12 protein-coding genes and 1 rRNA gene are annotated in these 18,018 nt (G+C 61.9%); 7 read left to right on the top strand and 6 right to left on the bottom strand.

What is annotated here, in order from left to right; translation table 11 throughout:
* The 5 genes from rrf to aceK form a co-directional block, all read left to right on the top strand.
* Window positions 1-80, top strand: a 5S ribosomal RNA gene (gene rrf / locus AC2CGI_RS18275); the annotation flags it as partial.
* 389 nt (window positions 81-469) lie between these two features.
* Entirely contained in the window at window positions 470-1,399 is a 930-nt protein-coding gene (gene metA / locus AC2CGI_RS18270; RefSeq protein WP_004936623.1) for a homoserine O-acetyltransferase MetA, read from the top strand.
* A gap of 374 nt (window positions 1,400-1,773) precedes the next feature.
* A complete protein-coding gene (gene aceB / locus AC2CGI_RS18265; protein ID WP_015379256.1) occupies window positions 1,774-3,372 on the top strand; it encodes a malate synthase A in 1,599 nt (532 codons plus the stop codon).
* Between the two features lie 41 nt (window positions 3,373-3,413).
* Window positions 3,414-4,721, top strand: a complete 1,308-nt coding sequence (gene aceA, locus AC2CGI_RS18260; protein ID WP_004936630.1) for an isocitrate lyase — start codon at window positions 3,414-3,416, stop codon at window positions 4,719-4,721.
* Between the two features lie 69 nt (window positions 4,722-4,790).
* Entirely contained in the window at window positions 4,791-6,545 is a 1,755-nt protein-coding gene (gene aceK, locus AC2CGI_RS18255; RefSeq protein WP_033631950.1) for a bifunctional isocitrate dehydrogenase kinase/phosphatase, read from the top strand.
* 1 nt (window position 6,546) lies between these two features.
* Here the strand turns inward: aceK and AC2CGI_RS18250 are convergent, their stop codons facing one another.
* From AC2CGI_RS18250 to iclR, 5 genes are all read right to left on the bottom strand, one after another.
* Complete coding sequence (locus tag AC2CGI_RS18250) at window positions 6,547-7,188, bottom strand: bifunctional 4-hydroxy-2-oxoglutarate aldolase/2-dehydro-3-deoxy-phosphogluconate aldolase (RefSeq protein ID WP_004936635.1); 642 nt, start codon at window positions 7,186-7,188, stop codon at window positions 6,547-6,549.
* Between the two features lie 54 nt (window positions 7,189-7,242).
* Window positions 7,243-9,057 carry a phosphogluconate dehydratase gene (edd, locus tag AC2CGI_RS18245; RefSeq protein ID WP_021505162.1) on the bottom strand — a complete coding sequence of 605 codons (1,815 nt, stop codon included), beginning with the start codon at window positions 9,055-9,057 and terminating at the stop codon, window positions 7,243-7,245.
* 98 nt (window positions 9,058-9,155) lie between these two features.
* A complete protein-coding gene (gntU, locus tag AC2CGI_RS18240; protein ID WP_015379253.1) occupies window positions 9,156-10,493 on the bottom strand; it encodes a gluconate transporter in 1,338 nt (445 codons plus the stop codon).
* Window positions 10,490-11,029: a gluconokinase gene (gene gntK / locus AC2CGI_RS18235; protein WP_015379252.1), complete on the bottom strand. Its 540-nt coding sequence runs from the start codon at window positions 11,027-11,029 to the stop codon at window positions 10,490-10,492. The genes gntU and gntK overlap by 4 nt, the downstream gene beginning before the upstream one ends.
* Window positions 11,030-11,281: 252 nt before the next feature.
* Window positions 11,282-12,112, bottom strand: a complete 831-nt coding sequence (iclR, locus tag AC2CGI_RS18230; protein WP_021505158.1) for a glyoxylate bypass operon transcriptional repressor IclR — start codon at window positions 12,110-12,112, stop codon at window positions 11,282-11,284.
* Window positions 12,113-12,308: 196 nt separating this feature from the next.
* Here iclR and metH point away from each other — a divergent pair, with 196 nt between their 5' ends.
* Entirely contained in the window at window positions 12,309-16,004 is a 3,696-nt protein-coding gene (gene metH, locus AC2CGI_RS18225; RefSeq protein WP_130054888.1) for a methionine synthase, read from the top strand.
* A gap of 38 nt (window positions 16,005-16,042) precedes the next feature.
* On the opposite strand, the gene AC2CGI_RS18220 is transcribed toward metH, so the two are convergent.
* Window positions 16,043-16,753 (bottom strand): UTRA domain-containing protein, encoded by a 711-nt coding sequence (locus AC2CGI_RS18220; protein ID WP_015379250.1) that lies wholly within the window; start codon window positions 16,751-16,753, stop codon window positions 16,043-16,045.
* Window positions 16,754-16,946: 193 nt separating this feature from the next.
* Between AC2CGI_RS18220 and AC2CGI_RS18215 the strand changes: the two genes are divergently transcribed.
* Window positions 16,947-18,008 carry an ABC transporter substrate-binding protein gene (locus AC2CGI_RS18215; protein WP_015379249.1) on the top strand — a complete coding sequence of 354 codons (1,062 nt, stop codon included), beginning with the start codon at window positions 16,947-16,949 and terminating at the stop codon, window positions 18,006-18,008.
* Window positions 18,009-18,018 lie beyond the last annotated feature (10 nt).

Raw genomic sequence — 18,018 nt, 5'->3', positions numbered from 1 at the left:
ATGCCGAACTCAGAAGTGAAACGCCGTAGCGCCGATGGTAGTGTGGGGTCTCCCCATGCGAGAGTAGGACACTGCCAAGCATCAAATAAAACAACAAGCCTCATGCGAAAGCATGGGGCTTTTTGTTTTTTCTGATATCTGACGTCCTGCACGAGCATGGGCATCCTGAGACGAATGGTGTAGGACAAATCCGCCGGGAGCGGATTTGAACGTTGCGAAGCAACGGCCCGAAGGGGGGCGGGCAGGACGCCCGCCATAAACTGCCAAGCATCAAATAAGCCAAGAGGCCATCCGAAAGGATGGCCTTTTTGCTTTTCATCCGCTTTACTCCCTCTGCTTATATCCCGGCGCAGGCTGCGCAATGAAACATTTTCACCTTTCCGCTGAATGCTCGACAGCGACGAAAAAAAACGCTATCTTCGGGCATCTAGAAGTCTAAACGTATAAATGGATGTGTGAGGGTTAAGCAATGCCGATTCGTGTTCCTGATGAGTTACCTGCGGTCAATTTCTTGCGCGGTGAGAATGTCTTCGTGATGACATCCTCGCGGGCAAAAACACAGGAAATCAGGCCACTGAAAGTGCTGATCCTCAACCTGATGCCAAAGAAGATCGAAACGGAAAACCAGTTTCTGCGTCTGTTGTCCAACTCGCCGCTGCAGATTGATATCCAGCTGCTGCGCATCGACAGCCGCGAATCGAAGAACACGCCGGCCGAGCATCTGAACAACTTCTACTGCGACTTCGAGGATATCCAGAATGAGAACTTCGATGGCCTGATTGTCACCGGCGCGCCGCTGGGGCTGGTTGATTTCTGCGATGTTGCCTACTGGCCGCAGATCGAGCGGGTCATTGACTGGGCCAAAAACCACGTCACCTCCACGCTGTTCGTATGCTGGGCGGTACAAGCGGCGTTGAACATCCTGTACGGCATTCCCAAGATGACGCGCGAAGTGAAGCTCTCCGGCGTTTATCCGCACCAAACGCTGCAGCAGCATGCGTTGCTGACACGCGGCTTCGACGAAAGCTTCCTGGCGCCGCATTCACGCTATGCCGATTTTCCGACCGAGGTGATTCGCCAATATACCGACCTGGATATTCTGGCCGAATCCGAGCAGGCCGGCGCCTACCTGTTCGCCAGCAGGGATAAGCGCCTGGCGTTTGTCACCGGCCATCCTGAGTATGATGCCCTGACCCTGGCCGGGGAGTATTGTCGCGACAACGAAGCTGGCCTTGATCCTGCCGTACCGCTCAACTACTTCCCCGATGACAACCCCGCACTGACACCGAAAGCCACCTGGCGCAGCCATGGCCACCTGCTGTTTTCCAATTGGCTCAACTATTACGTCTACCAGATCACGCCTTACGATCTGCGCCATATGAATCCGACTCTCGACTGATCTTTTCTCCCTGCCGGCGGCTGAATCGAGGCCGCCGCGCTGTTGATCCTCTGCACGATCCTCTTTCTACCGGTCACTTTCCCCAGAAAACCATTGGCTAACAACGCGTTAGCCTATCTTTGCGATTCTATTGGAACCGGTTTCCTTACCTGTTAGTTATGTTATTTGTTCTAACCAATTGATAATAAAGTGTTAATAAAATATTTAATAATAAAATGGAAATGGTTTTTGATTTTTATTTTTTGTTGAGTATTCTTAGAGCTATCGGGATGAGATCTGACCAGTTTAGGATCGTTTCATCCGCCCTGATCCACAGTGATTTCTGATGAAAATGCGCCGGTCGCTCGGGCGCAATGATGGGAAGGAGCAAGGTCATGACGCAACAGATAGCAGGCACGGAGTTAAGGTTTACCCAGGGTTTCGCCGCTGCGGAGCGCCAGGTATTAACGGATGAAGCGGTTGAATTCCTGGCGGAACTGGTGGGGAAATTCACGCCGCGGCGCAATGAGCTGCTGGCGGCGCGTGCCCGCTGGCAGCAAAATATCGATCGCGGCGAGCTGCCTGGATTTATTTCGGAAACCAATTCCATTCGTGAAGGCGACTGGCAGATCCGCGGCATCCCGCAAGACCTGCGCGATCGCCGGGTCGAGATCACCGGGCCGGTAGAACGCAAGATGGTGATCAATGCGTTGAACGCCAACGTAAAAGTATTTATGGCGGACTTCGAAGACTCCCTGGCGCCAAGCTGGGACAAAGTCATCGACGGTCAAATCAACCTGCACGATGCGGTTAACGGCACCATCTCCTACACCAACGAAGCCGGCAAGATCTACCAGCTGAAACCGAATCCGGCGGTGTTGATCGCTCGCGTGCGCGGCTTGCACCTGCCGGAGAAACACGTCTTGTGGCGTGATGAAGCCATCCCCGGCGGCCTGTTCGATTTCGCGCTGTACTTCTACCACAACTATCGTCAGCTGTTGGCTAAGGGCAGCGGCCCGTATTTCTACCTGCCGAAAACCCAGTCCTGGGAGGAAGCGGCCTGGTGGAGCGATGTCTTCAGCTTTACCGAGGATCGTTTCGATCTGCCACGTGGCACCATCAAGGCGACCGTGCTGATCGAAACCCTGCCGGCGGTGTTCCAGATGGACGAGATCCTCTATCACCTGCGCGATCACATCGTCGGCCTGAACTGCGGCCGCTGGGATTACATCTTCAGCTACATCAAAACGCTGAAGAATCACGGCGATCGCGTGCTGCCGGATCGTCAGTCGGTGACCATGGAGAAACCTTTCCTCAGCGCCTATTCACGTCTGTTGATCAAAACCTGTCATAAGCGCGGCGCCTTCGCCATGGGCGGCATGGCGGCGTTTATCCCGAGCAAAGACGCTGAGAAAAACGCCTGGGTGCTGAACAAGGTGCGGGCGGATAAAGAGCTGGAGGCCAACAATGGCCACGATGGCACCTGGGTGGCGCACCCGGGGCTGGCGGACACGGTGATGGAGGTGTTCGGCAAGGCATTGGGCGATCGCCAGAATCAGCTGGACGTGATGCGTGAGCAGGATGCGCCAATCAGCGCCGCGCAGCTGTTGGAACCATGCGACGGCGAACGCACCGAAGCGGGGATGCGCGCCAATATCCGCGTGGCGGTGCAGTACATCGAAGCCTGGATCTCCGGCAACGGCTGCGTGCCTATCTATGGGTTGATGGAAGATGCCGCGACGGCGGAGATCTCCCGTACCTCTATCTGGCAGTGGATCCACCACGAGAAGAGCCTGAACGATGGGCGCCCGGTCACCAAGGCGCTGTTCCGCCAGATGTTGCAAGAAGAGATGTTGGTGGTGCGTGAAGAAGTAGGGGAAGCGCGCTTTAACGCCGGCCGGTTCGAAGAGGCGGCGCGCCTGATGGAGCGCATCACCACGCAAGATGAATTAATCGATTTCCTGACGTTGCCCGGCTATGAGCTGCTGGCCTGAACTTTCCCAATCAACCCTACATGACTGAAAGGATAAAAATTATGTCTACCTCTCGCTCTCAACAGATCCAGCAGCTGGAACAGGAATGGAAATCGGCCCGTTGGGAAGGCATCACCCGCCCTTACAGCGCCGAAGACGTGATCAACCTGCGCGGTTCGGTCAACCCGGAATGCACCCTGGCGCAAAACGGCGCCGCCAAACTGTGGGCGTTGCTGAACGGCAAGGCGCGCAAAGGCTACGTGAACTGCCTGGGCGCGCTCACCGGCGGCCAGGCGCTGCAACAGGCCAAAGCCGGCGTCGAGGCTATCTACCTGTCCGGCTGGCAGGTGGCGGCCGACGCCAACAGCGCGGCGGCCATGTACCCTGACCAGTCGTTGTATCCGGTGGACTCGGTGCCGAAGGTGGTCGAGCGCATTAACAACACCTTCCGCCGCGCCGATCAGATCCAATGGGCGAACCAGATTGAGCCGGGCAGCAAAGGCTACACCGATTACTTCCTGCCGATTGTCGCCGATGCGGAAGCCGGCTTCGGCGGCGTGCTGAACGCCTTTGAGCTGATGAAAGCGATGATTACCGCCGGGGCCGCCGGGGTGCACTTCGAAGATCAGCTGGCGGCGGTGAAGAAATGCGGCCATATGGGCGGCAAAGTGCTGGTGCCGACGCAAGAAGCGATCCAGAAGCTGGTCGCCGCGCGCCTAGCGGCCGACGTGCTCGGCGTGCCGACGCTGGTGATCGCCCGTACCGACGCCGATGCGGCCGACCTGCTGACGTCCGATTGCGATCCGTATGACAGCGCCTTCGTCACCGGCGAGCGCACGGCAGAAGGCTTCTTCCGCACCCATGCAGGCGTCGAGCAGGCGATCAGCCGCGGCCTGGCCTATGCCCCTTACGCCGATATGGTGTGGTGCGAAACCTCAACGCCGGATCTGGATGCCGCTCAGCGCTTCGCCGACGCCATTCACGCCAAATACCCGGGCAAGCTGCTGGCCTACAACTGCTCGCCGTCGTTCAACTGGAAGAAGAACCTCGACGATCAGACCATCGCGCGCTTCCAGCAGGCGCTGTCGGACATGGGCTACAAGTATCAGTTCATCACGCTGGCGGGCATCCACAGCATGTGGTTCAACATGTTCGACCTGGCGCACGCCTATGCGCAGGGCGAGGGCATGAAACACTACGTCGAGAAGGTGCAGCAGGCGGAGTTCGCCGCGGTGGATCGCGGTTACACCTTTGCGTCGCATCAGCAGGAGGTGGGCACCGGCTACTTCGACAAGGTCACCACCATCATTCAGGGCGGCGCCTCTTCGGTCACCGCGCTGACCGGTTCGACGGAAGAACAGCAGTTCTGATGCGGCAAGCTTGAAGACGTTTCACCCGGAGCCTGCATGCGCAGGCTTCTTTTTCTGGCGGGGGTAAGGATGGCGGCAAAACTGGAGTTGTTGATCGCACAGACGATCCTGCAGGGCTTCGATGCGCAGTACGGCCGCTTTTTGGAGGTGACCGCCGGCGCGCAGCAGCGCTTCGAGCAGGCGGACTGGCCGGCGGTGCAGCAGGCGATGAAAAAGCGCATCCATCTGTATGACCATCATGTCGGCCTGGTGGTGGAGCAGCTCAAATGCATCACCGGGCAGAAATATTTCGACGCCGACTTCCCCAGCCGGGTCAAAGCGGTTTATATCGATCTGCTGCCGGACTACCCGCGTTTCGAGATAGCCGAAAGCTTTTTTAACTCGGTCTACTGCCGGCTGTTCAAGCATCGCGATCTGACGCCGGACAAGCTGTTCGTGTTCAGTTCGCAGCCGGAACGGCGATTTCGCGACATTCCGCGTCCGCTGGCGCGCGATTTCACCTCCAATGGCGATCTGCCGGCGATGCTGCGCAGCGTGCTGAGCGATCTGCCGCTGCGGTTGCCGTGGGAAGATTTGACGCGCGATATTCGCTACATCACTCAGGCGCTGCAGCGCGCCTTCAGTCCGCAGCAACTGGCGGGGGCCACCTTTCAGATCGCCAACGAACTGTTCTATCGCAACAAGGCCGCCTGGCTGGTCGGCAAGCTGCGCCTGGCCGACGGCGTTTACCCGTTCTTGCTGCCGATCCACCACAGCGAGTCGGGCGCGCTGTTTATCGATGCCTGCCTGACCGGTAAGGCCGAGGCCAGCATCGTCTTCGGCTTCGCCCGTTCTTATTTCATGGTCTACGCGCCGCTGCCGGCGGCGATGGTCGAGTGGCTGCGCGAGATCCTGCCGGGCAAGACCACCGCCGAGCTGTACATGGCGATCGGCTGCCAGAAGCACGGCAAAACTGAATGCTACCGCGAATACCTGACCTTTATGGCGCAGTCGCAGGAGCAGTTCATCATCGCGCCGGGGGTGAAGGGCATGGTGATGCTGGTGTTTACCCTGCCGTCCTTCGATCGGGTGTTTAAAGTGATCAAGGACGAATTCGCCCCGCAAAAAGAGGTGACGCAGGCGCAGGTGATGGCCTGCTATCAGCTGGTGAAAGAGCACGATCGCGTCGGGCGTATGGCGGATACCCAGGAGTACGAAAATTTCGTCGTCGACAAGGCGCGCCTCAGCCCGGAACTGTTGGCGGAGCTGCGGCGCGAAGTGCCGGGCAAACTGGAAGATCTCGGCGATCGCATTGTGATTAAGCACCTGTATATGGAACGGCGCATGACGCCGCTGAATCTGTATCTGGAGCAGGCCAACGACCAGCAGATGCGCGATGCGATTGAAGAGTACGGCAACGCGATTAAGCAGTTAGCCGCCGCCAATATCTTCCCCGGCGACATGCTGTTCAAGAACTTTGGCGTGACGCGCCACGGGCGGGTGGTGTTCTATGACTACGACGAGATTTGCTACATGACCGAGGTCAACTTCCGCGATATCCCGCCGCCGCGTTATCCGGAAGATGAGTTGGCCAGCGAGCCGTGGTACAGCATCGCGCCCAACGACGTGTTCCCGGAAGAGTTCCGCCACTTTCTGTGCGGCGATCGGCGCATTCGGCAGGTGTTTGAAGAGCTGCACAGCGATCTGTTTACCGCGGAGTATTGGCGCGGGTTGCAGCAGCGCATCCGCGAAGGGCATGTGGAAGACGTATTTGCTTATCGCAAGAAGCAGCGGTTCAGCCAGCGCAGCGGGGCGGCGCTGCCGGCCGCCACCGCTGCGATGTAAATCAGGCCTCGGCGCCCGCGACGGCGGCGCGCGCCAGTTCAGTGATGCGCGCGTAGTCGCCGCTTTCGAGCGCGTCCGCCGGCACCAGCCAGGAGCCGCCGATGCACAGCACGCTTTTCAGCGCCAGATAGCTGCGGTAGTTGTCCGGTGAGATGCCGCCGGTCGGGCAGAAGCGCACCTGCGGGAACGGGCCGCCGATCGCCTGCAGCGCTTTTACGCCGCCGTTGGCTTCCGCCGGGAAGAATTTAAACTCGCGCAGGCCGTAATCCATGCCCTGCATCAGTTCGGAAACGGTGCTGATGCCCGGGATCAAGGGAATGGAACCTGCGGTGGCGGCTTTGAGCAGCTCGTCGGTCAGGCCTGGGCTGATGGCGAACTGCGCACCGGCTTCGGTCACTTCCCGCAGCTGCTGCGGATTGATCACCGTACCGGCGCCGATGATCGCTTCCGGCACCTCTTGGGCGATGGCGCGAATGGCGTCCATGGCGCAGGCGGTGCGCAGCGTCACCTCCAGCACCCGCACGCCGCCGGCGACCAGCGCTTTCGCCAACGGCACCGCATGTTCCAGCTTGTTGATCACGATGACCGGCACCACCGGCCCCGCCGTCAGGATCTGCTCGGCGCTTGTTGTCCACTTGTTCATGCTGACGTTCTCCTCTGTGGCCGCCGCCAGGCGGCGATGCGGCCAGGCTATCGATTAAAATTTGATACAGCAGGCGCCCTGCTCGGCGCCGGACAGCTGGCTGCGCAGCGCGCCGAACAGCTCGCGGCCGCAGCCGATGTGTTCCGCGCTCAGATCGGGTTGGCAAGGCGTGCGCCGCGCCAGCTCCTCGGCGTCGACCAGCACCTGCAGCTCGCCGCTGCGGCCGTTTACGCGGATCGGATCGCCGTCGCGCACTTTCGCCAGCAGGCCGCCGGTATAGGCTTCCGGGGTGACGTGGATGGCGGAAGGCACCTTGCCGGAGGCGCCGGACAGGCGGCCGTCGGTCACCAGCGCCACTTTGAAGCCGCGATCCATCAGCACGCCCAGCGGCGGCATCAGCTTGTGCAGCTCCGGCATGCCGTTGGCCTGCGGCCCCTGGAAGCGCACCACCACCACGCAATCGCGATCCAGCTTGCCGGCTTCGAACGCCGGCACGATATCGTGCTGGCTGTCGAACACCACCGCTGGCGCTTCGATGATCTGGTTATCAGCGGGCACCGCCGAGGTTTTCATCACCGCGCGGCCCAGATTGCCGGCCATCACTTTGGTGCCGCCGTGATGTTCGAACGGCTGGGCCACGCTGGCGATCACGCTGGCGTCGAGCGAGCCGGCCACGCCTTCGCGCCACACCAGTTGGCCGTTATCCAGCCACGGTTCTTGGGTGTAGCGGCGCAGGCCGAAACCGGCCACGGTATGCACGTCTTCGTGCAGCAGGCCGTGTTGCAGCAGCTCGCGCACCACCAGCGGCACGCCGCCGGCGGCCTGGAACTGGTTGATGTCGGCCGGGCCGTTCGGGTAGATGCGGCACAGCAGCGGCACCGCCTCCGACAGCTCCGAGAAATCGTCCCAGGTAATGATGATGCCCGCCGCGCGCGCCATCGCCACCAGATGCATGGTCAGGTTGGTGGAGCCGCCGGTCGCCAGCAGCGAGACGATGCCGTTCACCACCACTTTCTCGTCCACCAGGCGGCCGATCGGCAGGTAGTTGCCGGCGGTATCGGTCAGTCGGGTCACCTGGCGCGCGGCGGCGTCGTTCAGCGCGTCGCGCAGCGGCGTGTCAGGATGGACGAAGGAGGCGCCCGGCAGATGCAAACCCATCACTTCCATCACCATCTGGTTGGTGTTGGCGGTGCCGTAGAAGGTGCAGGTGCCGATGCCGTGATAAGAGGCTGCCTCGGCTTCCAGCAACGCCAGGCGGTCGGCCTTGCCCTCGGCGTACAGCTGGCGCACGCGCACTTTTTCCTTGTTCGGCAGGCCGCTGCTCATCGGGCCGGCCGGCACGAACAGCGCAGGCAGGTGGCCGAAGGAGAGGGCGGCCATCACCAGCCCCGGCACGATCTTGTCGCAGATGCCGAGGAACAGCGCGCCGTCGAACATATTGTGCGACAGGCCGACGGCGGCCGACATGGCGATCACGTCACGGCTCATCAGCGACAGCTCCATGCCGTCCTGCCCCTGCGTCACGCCGTCGCACATCGCCGGCACGCCGCCGGCCACCTGGCCCACGGCGCCCACCGCCTTCAGCGCCTGTTTCAGCCGCTGTGGGTAATGTTCGTACGGCTGGTGGGCCGACAGCATGTCGTTGTAGGCGGTGATGATGGCGATATCGCTGCGCACCATGTTTTTCAGCGACGCCTTGTCATCGGGCTGACAGGCGGCGAAACCGTGGGCCAGGTTGCCGCAGGCGAGCTGCGCGCGGTGGACGGTTTGGGAGCGGGCCGCCTCGATACGCGCCAGATAGGCGGCGCGGCTGGCCTGGGAACGGTCGATGATGCGCTGTGTGACACGGGACAAGGTTGGATTAATCATGCCTTCCTCACATTGCTGTTGTTATAGTCGCCGCCTGTGGCGGTGCCCCCGGGGGTGATTTGCAGCCCTGGTGTGCAAGGCCGGGGGCGATTTAGGATTTAAAACATCGTGAATGCAATCATGCCGATGGCGCCGCCGACGCTGCCCAGAATGGTTTCCATCACCGTCCAGGTTTTCAGCGTTTGCAGTTCGTTGGCGCCGGTGAATTTGCCGAACAGCCAGAAGCCGGCATCGTTGACGTGGCTCAGCACGATGGAGCCGCCGGCGATGCAGATGGCCAGCGCGGCCAGTTGCCCGCCGCTAAGCCCGAGCTGGCTGGTGACCGGCAGCACCAGGCCGACGGTGGTCAGGCAGGCGACGGTGGCCGAGCCCTGGATCACCCGCACCATGGCGGAGAGCGCAAAGGCGGCCACGGCGATCGGCAGGCCGGCGCCGATCATGGCGTCACCCAGCGCCGGCCCGACGCCGGAATCCACCAGGATCTGCTTGAACACCCCGCCGGCGCCGGTCATCAGCAGGATGATCCCGGCCGGCTGCACCGCGGCGGAGCAGATGGCCAGCGTCTGTTCGTTGCTCATGCCGCGCGGCTTCGCCAGACCGTAAATCACGATCAGGCAGGCCAGCAGGATGGCGGTGAACGGGTGGCCGATAAACTCCAGCCACTGCTGCAGCTGCGAGCCGGGGGTGACCAGCCGCGCGCCGATGGTTTTCATGCCGACCAGCACCAGCGGGCACAGCACCAGCGCCAGGCTGAAGCCGAACGACGGCAGATTGCCCTTGGTCAGCGTCGGCTCATTCTCTTCCGGCGGCATCGGCCAGTTGACGAAACGGCTGATAAAGCTGCCGTACAGCGGGCCGGCGATCAGCATGCCGATCACCGCCGCTACCAGGCCGATGGCGATCATCCAGCCGAAATCGGCCTTCATCTGCGACGCCAGCAGCATCGGCACCGGCCCCGGCAGCAGGAAGGAGGCGGCGGCGGCCACGCCGGCGAACAGCGGAATAGCCAGCTTGACGATATTGCCGTCGGTGCGGCGCGCCACGGCGAACACGATGCCGATCAGCAGCACCACCGCCACGTCGAAGAACAGCGGCAGCGCGCAGATCAGCCCGGCGATGCCGAGCGCGTAGTGCGCTTTGCTTTGTCCGAATCGTTTCAGCAATTGCGCCGCAATTTGATCGAGCGCGCCGACCTCATGCAGGATCTTGCCGAACATCGCCCCGAGCGCCACCACGATCGCCAGGAAGCCCAGCGTGTCGCCCATGCCTTTTTGCATGGTGTCGGCGATGTGTTCCAGCGGCATGCCGGAGAAAATGCCGGCGGCGATGGACACCAGCATCAGCGCGACGAAGGCGTGCATGCGCGCCTTCATCACCAGGAATAACAGCAGTAAAACCGAGCCGACTGCGGTACCGACCAGCGTTACGGTACTCACGCGCACACGTCCTGCGGCAGGAAGCTCTGGATATGGCGCACGGTATCGGCGATCACCGCGTCCAGCGGCTGATTGATGTCGATCGCCATCACGTCGTTCTCGTCGGCGCCCGGTTGCTCCAGCGCGGCGAACTGGGTGACCAGCATCTGCGGCTTGAAGAAGTGGCCGTTGCGCGCCGCCAGGCGGGATTCGATCACCGGGAACTCACCGTGCAGATAGATGAATGACAGGTTGCCGTTGCCGGCGCGCAGGCGGTCGCGATACTGCTTTTTCAACGCCGAACAGACGATGATCGACACGCTGTTGGTGCGCTGCATGGCGAAGGCGGCGTCGTTGAGCGCGGCCAGCCACGGCGCGCGATCGTCGTCGTTCAACGCCTCGCCGGCGGCCATCTTCAGGATGTTGCTGCGCGGGTGCAGGAAGTCGCCGTCGAGGAAGCCGGCGGAGAGTTGGCGGGCCGCGGCGGCGGCGACGGCGGACTTGCCGCTGCCGGAAACGCCCATAACGACGTAAATGCGATTTTGATTGTTGGTCATGGCTTGGCTCCAAAACACCGGGTGACGTTACCTTCGTTCAGCTTGATTGTTACCGGTAACATGTTATCGGTAACATTGTCGAAGGAAGTTTGAGCGGTTGCAATGGGCTTTCGCCGTGAGGATCGTTAACTGTGATCGGCTTCAAGCTTTTTTCCTGTGCGCTAAACAGGATGCCGACAGCCTGTTACATGCTGACAACAGAACAGAGCGGGGGAACAAGGGCGCGCTGCGGCGCCCCTCGGATGGACAGGATTAGCGCACGCCGCCGTAGGCCAGGCTGATCTCTTTCGACGCGTGGATCACCAGCGCGCCCAGCTCGATCACGCGATCGTCAGTGATGCGCGACACCGGGCCGGAGATGGAAATGGCGGCGAAGGCTTCGCGGTGTTCGTCGAAGATGCAGGCCGCCACGCAGCGCAGGCCGAGCGCGTGCTCTTCGTCGTCAAAGGAGAAGCCCTGTTTGCGGATCTGCGCCAGCCCCTCTTTCAGGTTGTGCGGCGTCAGGGTATGCGGCGTGTAGGTGTGCATGCCTTTCTTATGCAGCAGTTTGGTCACCTGATCGTCCGGCAGGGTGGCGAGGAACGCTTTGCCGGCGCCGGAGGCGTGCATCGGCAGTTTGCCGCCGATCGGCGCCGACATGCGCATCAGCGCCGTGCACTGCACCTGATCGATGATGATCGCCTGGTACTCGCTGGTATCCAGCACCGCCAGGTTGACGGTTTCGCCGGACTCTTCCATCAGGCGGCGCAGCGTCGGATGCACCATCGCCAGCAGGTTGCGGCTTTGCAGGAAGCTGCTGCCGACCACAAAGGCGTGCGAGCCGATGGTCCACAGGCCGAGATCGCCGACCTGGCGCACGAATCCCTGCTGCTGCATGGTGGTGAGCAGGCGGTGAGTGGTGGAGTTCGGCAGGCCGGCCTGCTGGGCCAGATCGGTCAGCGCCACGTTGCCCTGGGCTTCCGAAATGTATTCCAACAGTTTCAGGCCACGGGTCAACGATTGTACCTGACCGGTCGCCGCACTGGCGGCGGGGGCTGCTGCGCGGGGCTTCTTGCCGCGCTTGGCGGGAGCAGGGGTGGCCATGGGTGAGATTCCTTTTTCCGTATGATGGAATTCATTTTCGTTTTTTGCCGATGAATTGCAAGCCGCCGTCAGCTCATCGGAGGTGTTGGCGCACAACCTGAAAAACTCTCAATTGTTGCCTGGCCCTTTGTCCTTACAAGCTGTGCTAGGATGACTCGTTGGTGTTTGCGGCAGTTGAGCAATGGGCTGGATGGCAATGGAAGGGGTTACAGTGACGAATCGAGTAGAACAACTGCGCCGCCAGTTAGCGCAGCGCATTTTGGTGTTGGACGGCGGCATGGGCACCATGATCCAGAGCTACCGTCTGGATGAGCGCGATTTCCGCGGTGAGCGTTTCGCCGATTGGCGCAGCGATCTGAAAGGCAATAACGATCTGCTGGTGCTGACCAAGCCGGAAGTGATCACCGCCATTCATTACGCCTATCTCGAGGCGGGCGCCGATATCCTTGAGACCAATACCTTCAACGCCACCTCTATCGCCATGGCCGACTACCATATGGAGTCGCTGTCCGCCGAGATTAACTATCAGGCCGCCTGCCTGGCGCGCGCCTGCGCCGACGAATGGACGGCGCGCACGCCGGAAAAACCGCGCTACGTCGCCGGGGTGCTGGGGCCGACCAACCGCACCGCGTCCATCTCGCCGAACGTCAACGATCCGGCGTTCCGCAACATCTCGTTCGATGAACTGGTGGCGGCTTACCGCGAATCGACCCGCGCGCTGGTGGAGGGCGGCGTCGATCTGATCATGATCGAAACCATCTTCGACACCCTCAACGCCAAGGCCGCCGCTTTTGCGGTGGAAACCGAATTCGAAGCGCTGGGGGTGGAACTGCCGATCATGATTTCCGGCACCATCACCGACGCCTCCGGCCGCACCCTGTCCGGCCAGACCACCGAAGCGTTTTACAATTCGCTGCGCCACGTCAAGCCGCTGACCTTCGGCCTGAACTGCGCTCTGGGGCCGGATGAGCTGCGTCAGTACGTCGCCGAGCTGGCGCGCATCTCGGAGACCTACGTCACCGCGCACCCGAACGCCGGTTTGCCGAACGCCTTCGGCGAATACGATCTGGATGCGGCCGAGATGGCGCGCCAGGTCGGGGAGTGGGCGCAGGCCGGCTTCCTCAATATCATCGGCGGCTGCTGCGGCACCACGCCGGAACATATCGCCGCGATGGCCAAGGCGGTCGAGGGCGTGCCGCCGCGCCGGCTGCCAGAGCTCCCGGTCGCCTGCCGCCTGGCCGGTCTGGAACCGCTGACCATTGACGCCAGCACCCTGTTCGTTAACGTCGGCGAGCGCACCAACGTCACCGGTTCGGCACGTTTCAAACGCCTGATCAAAGAAGAGAAATACAACGAGGCGCTCGACGTGGCGCGCCAGCAGGTCGAGAGCGGCGCGCAGGTCATCGATATCAACATGGACGAGGGGATGCTCGACGCCGAAGCGGCGATGGTGCGTTTCCTCAACCTGATCGCCGGCGAGCCGGATATCGCCCGGGTGCCGATCATGATCGACTCCTCCAAGTGGTCCGTTATCGAGAAAGGCCTGAAGTGCATTCAGGGCAAGGGCATCGTCAACTCGATCTCGATGAAGGAGGGCGAAGAGGCCTTTATCCACCACGCCCGGCTGGTGCGCCGCTATGGCGCCGCGGTGGTGGTGATGGCGTTCGACGAAGTGGGCCAGGCGGACACCCGCGAGCGCAAGTTCGAGATCTGTCGCCGCGCCTATAAAATTTTGACCGAACGCGTCGGTTTCCCGCCGGAAGACATCATTTTCGACCCGAACATCTTCGCCGTCGCCACCGGCATCGAAGAGCACAACAACTACGCCGTCGACTTTATCGAAGCCTGCGCCGACATCAAAACCCACCTGCCGCACACGATGATCTCCGGCGGCGTGTCCAACGTGTCGTTCTCGTTCCGCGGCAACGATCCGGTGCGTGAAGCGATCCACGCGGTGTTCCTGTATCACGCCATTCGCAACGGCATGGACATGGGCATCGTCAACGCCGGGCAGCTGGCGATTTACGACGATCTGCCTGGCGAGCTGCGCGAGGCGGTAGAGGACGTGATCCTCAACCGTCGCGAGGACGGCACCGAACGCCTGCTGGAGCTGGCGGAAAAGTACCGCGGCAGCAAAGACGGCGAAGCGGCGGTGCAGCAGGCGGAGTGGCGCGGTTGGCCGGTGGAAAAGCGGCTGGAGTATTCGCTGGTGAAGGGCATCACCGAGTTTATCGAGTTGGACACCGAAGAGGCGCGGCAGCAGGCCGAACGGCCGATCGAAGTGATTGAAGGGCCGCTGATGGCGGGGATGAACGTGGTCGGCGATCTGTTCGGCGAGGGCAAGATGTTCCTGCCGCAGGTGGTGAAATCCGCCCGCGTGATGAAGCAGGCGGTGGCCTACCTGGAACCGTACATTGAGGCCAGCAAGCAGCAGGGCACCTCCGCGGGGAAAATCCTGCTGGCGACGGTGAAGGGCGACGTGCACGACATCGGCAAGAACATCGTCGGCGTGGTGCTGCAGTGCAACAACTATGAAATCGTCGATCTGGGCGTGATGGTGCCGACGGAGAAAATCCTGCGCACCGCGCGCGAGGAGAACGTCGACATCATCGGCCTGTCGGGGCTGATCACGCCGTCGCTCGACGAGATGGTCAACGTGGCCAAAGAGATGGAGCGCCAGGGCTTTACGCTGCCGCTGCTGATCGGCGGCGCCACCACCTCCAAGGCGCACACCGCGGTGAAAATTGAGCAGAACTACAGCGGCCCGACCACCTACGTGCAAAACGCCTCGCGCACCGTGGGCGTGGTGTCGGCGCTGCTGTCCGCTACCCAGCGCGACGAGTTTGTGGCGCGCACCCGCAAAGAGTATGAGACGGTGCGCATTCAGCACGCGCGCAAAAAACCGCGCACGCCGCCGGTCGATTTGCACAAGGCGCGCGCCAACGCCATGGCGCTGGACTGGGCCGACTATCAGCCGCCGGCGCCGCGGCAGCTTGGCGTATTCCCGGTGTCGGCCGGCATCGAGACGCTGCGCCACTATATCGACTGGACGCCGTTCTTCATGACCTGGTCGCTGGCGGGCAAATACCCGCGCATCCTGGAAGACGAGGTGGTGGGGGAAGAGGCCAAGCGCCTGTTCCACGACGCCAATCAGATGCTGGATCGGCTGGCCGCCGAGCGCAGCCTCAACCCGCGCGGCGTTTACGGCCTGTTCCCGGCCAACCGCGTCGGCGACGACGTGGAAGTGTACCGCGACGAACAGCGCAGCGAGGTGCTGGCGGTGAGCTGCCATCTGCGCCAGCAGACGGAAAAAACCGACTTCCCGAACTACTGCCTGGCGGACTTCGTGGCGCCGAAAAGCAGCGGCAAGGCCGACTACTTCGGTGCCTTCGCGGTGACCGGCGGGCTGGAGGAGGACGCGCTGGCGGCGGCGTACGACGCACAGCACGACGATTACAACAAAATCATGGTCAAGGCGCTGGCGGATCGTCTGGCGGAGGCTTTCGCCGAATACCTGCACGAACAGGTGCGCAAGTTGCACTGGGGTTATGCCGCCGACGAGAATCTGAGCAACGAAGAACTGATCCGCGAAAACTATCAGGGCATCCGGCCGGCGCCGGGCTACCCGGCCTGCCCGGAGCACACCGAAAAAGCGACCATTTGGCAGCTGCTGGACGTCAATCGCCACACCGGCATGGAACTGACGGAGTCCTTCGCCATGTGGCCGGGGGCGGCGGTGTCCGGCTGGTACTTCAGCCATCCTGAGAGCAAGTACTTCGCGGTGGCGCAGATCCAGCGCGATCAGGTGGAAGACTATGCGGCGCGTAAAGGGATGAGCGTGAGCGAGGTCGAACGCTGGCTGGCGCCAAACCTCGGCTACGACGCCGACTGACTTTCCTCTTTAAGGGCGCAGCGATGCGCCCTTGTCATTTACAGCGCTTCCACATCGATGTGCAGCGCGTCGTACCGCCAATACTCCAGGTCGCAATCGATCACCCGGTCATGTTGATCGCGATTCACCCGCGTAATGAACAGCGCCGGGCTGCCGTAGGTCACCTTCAGCATGGCGGCGGCCTGCTGCGGCAGCAGGGTGGGCAGCATGTCGAAACGTACCCGGCCGTAGTGAATGCCGTAGCGTGCGGCGTACAGCGCGGTCAGCGACTGGGTCAGATCTTCGTCCAGAATACCGGGGAAATAGGCCGGATTGAGGTAGTGCTCGCAGTACAGCACCGCGCGCCCGTCGATGTAGCGCAGCCGGCGAATGCGATAGGCCTGCGCGCCGGGAGGCAGCGCCAGGCGGCCGGCCAGCGGCGCGTCGAGCGTGACGACCGCGCTGTCGATCGCTTCGGTATGGGCGGCGCGCCCCTGCTGCTGCGCCATGGCGTGAAAATGGCTGCGCTGCAACGGGTTGTAGATCAAACGTGGAGGCGAGATGAACCAGCCGCGCCGCACCTGGCGGTAGATGACGCCCTGCGCCTCCAGCTGGCCGAGCGCCTCCTGCAAGGTAATGCGGGTGGTGGCGAACTGTTCGCTCAGGGCGCGCTCGGAGGGCAGCTTGCCGCCCGCGGCGAACTCGCCGGCGGTGATGCGGGCGCTCAGCGTTTGGCAGATGGTGGCGACGGTCGTCGGTGCTTCACTCATACAGCGGGTGTCCCGTTTCAGTGCGTTTGGCCTTCCTTAAGGTAGACCAGCGTCGCGTTTTCGCCGTTGCAATGGGTGATAAAACTGTCGCTTTTTTAAGCTGACATATAATTATCACATTCGTCCGTTAGATTGGTTTGGTCCTTGCTGGACTAGTCCAGCCATCCCCACACTACCACCTGGAGCATCAGTTATGAAACGTTTGTGCGCTTCTGTGTTAACCAGTGCCATCGTGTTATCCAGCCAGATGAGCTGGGCCGCGGATACCGATCTGGCGGCGCTGGAGCAGGCCGCGAAGAAAGAAGGCGAAGTCAACAGCGTCGGCATGCCGGACAGCTGGGCCAACTGGAAAGGCACCTGGCAAGATCTGTTGAGCAAGTACGGCCTGAAGCATGTCGATACCGACATGAGCTCCGCACAGGAGATCGCCAAATTCGATGCGGAAAAGAACAACGCCACGGCGGACATCGGTGACGTCGGCGCGGCCTTCGGCCCGGTGGCGGTGCAGAAGGGCGTAACGCAGTCGTACAAACCGTCTACCTGGGATCAGGTGCCGGAGTGGGCGAAAGACAAAGACGGCCACTGGGCGCTGGCTTACACCGGCACCATCGCCTTCATCATCAACAAGCAGCAGGTGAAAGACATCCCGCACAGCTGGGCCGATCTGCTCAAGGGCAGCTATCAGGTCACCATCGGCGACGTCGGCACCGCGTCGCAGGCGGCCAGCGGCGTGCTGGCGGCCACCTACGCCATGGGCGGCAACGAGAAAAATCTCAAGCCGGGCCTGGAATTCTTCGGCAAGCTGGCCAAGGCCGGCCGCCTGAGCCTGAGTAACCCGGTGATCGCATCGCTGGAGAAAGGGGAAGTGCAGGTTGGCGTGGTGTGGGACTTCAACGGCCTGAACTACCGCGATCAGATCGACAAAACCCGTTTTGAAGTGCTGATCCCGTCGGACGGTTCGATCACTTCCGGCTACACCACCATCATCAACAAATACGCCAAGCACCCGAACGCCGCCAAGCTGGCGCGCGAATACATCTTCTCCGACGCCGGCCAGATCAACCTGGCGCGCGGCTATGCCCGCCCGATCCGCGCCGAACATCTGACGCTGCCGGACGACGTCAAGGCCAAGCTGCTGCCGGCCGAGCAGTACAAGAATGCGCATCCGATCGCCGATCCGGCGGCCTGGGAACAGAGCGCCAAAGCGCTGCCGCGCCTGTGGCAGGAAAACGTCATTATGTTTATGCAGCAGTGAGTTAACGCAC

Source organism: Serratia sp. LSHTC3, assembly GCF_057197125.1.
This window is presented reverse-complemented; position numbering and strand designations above follow the sequence as displayed.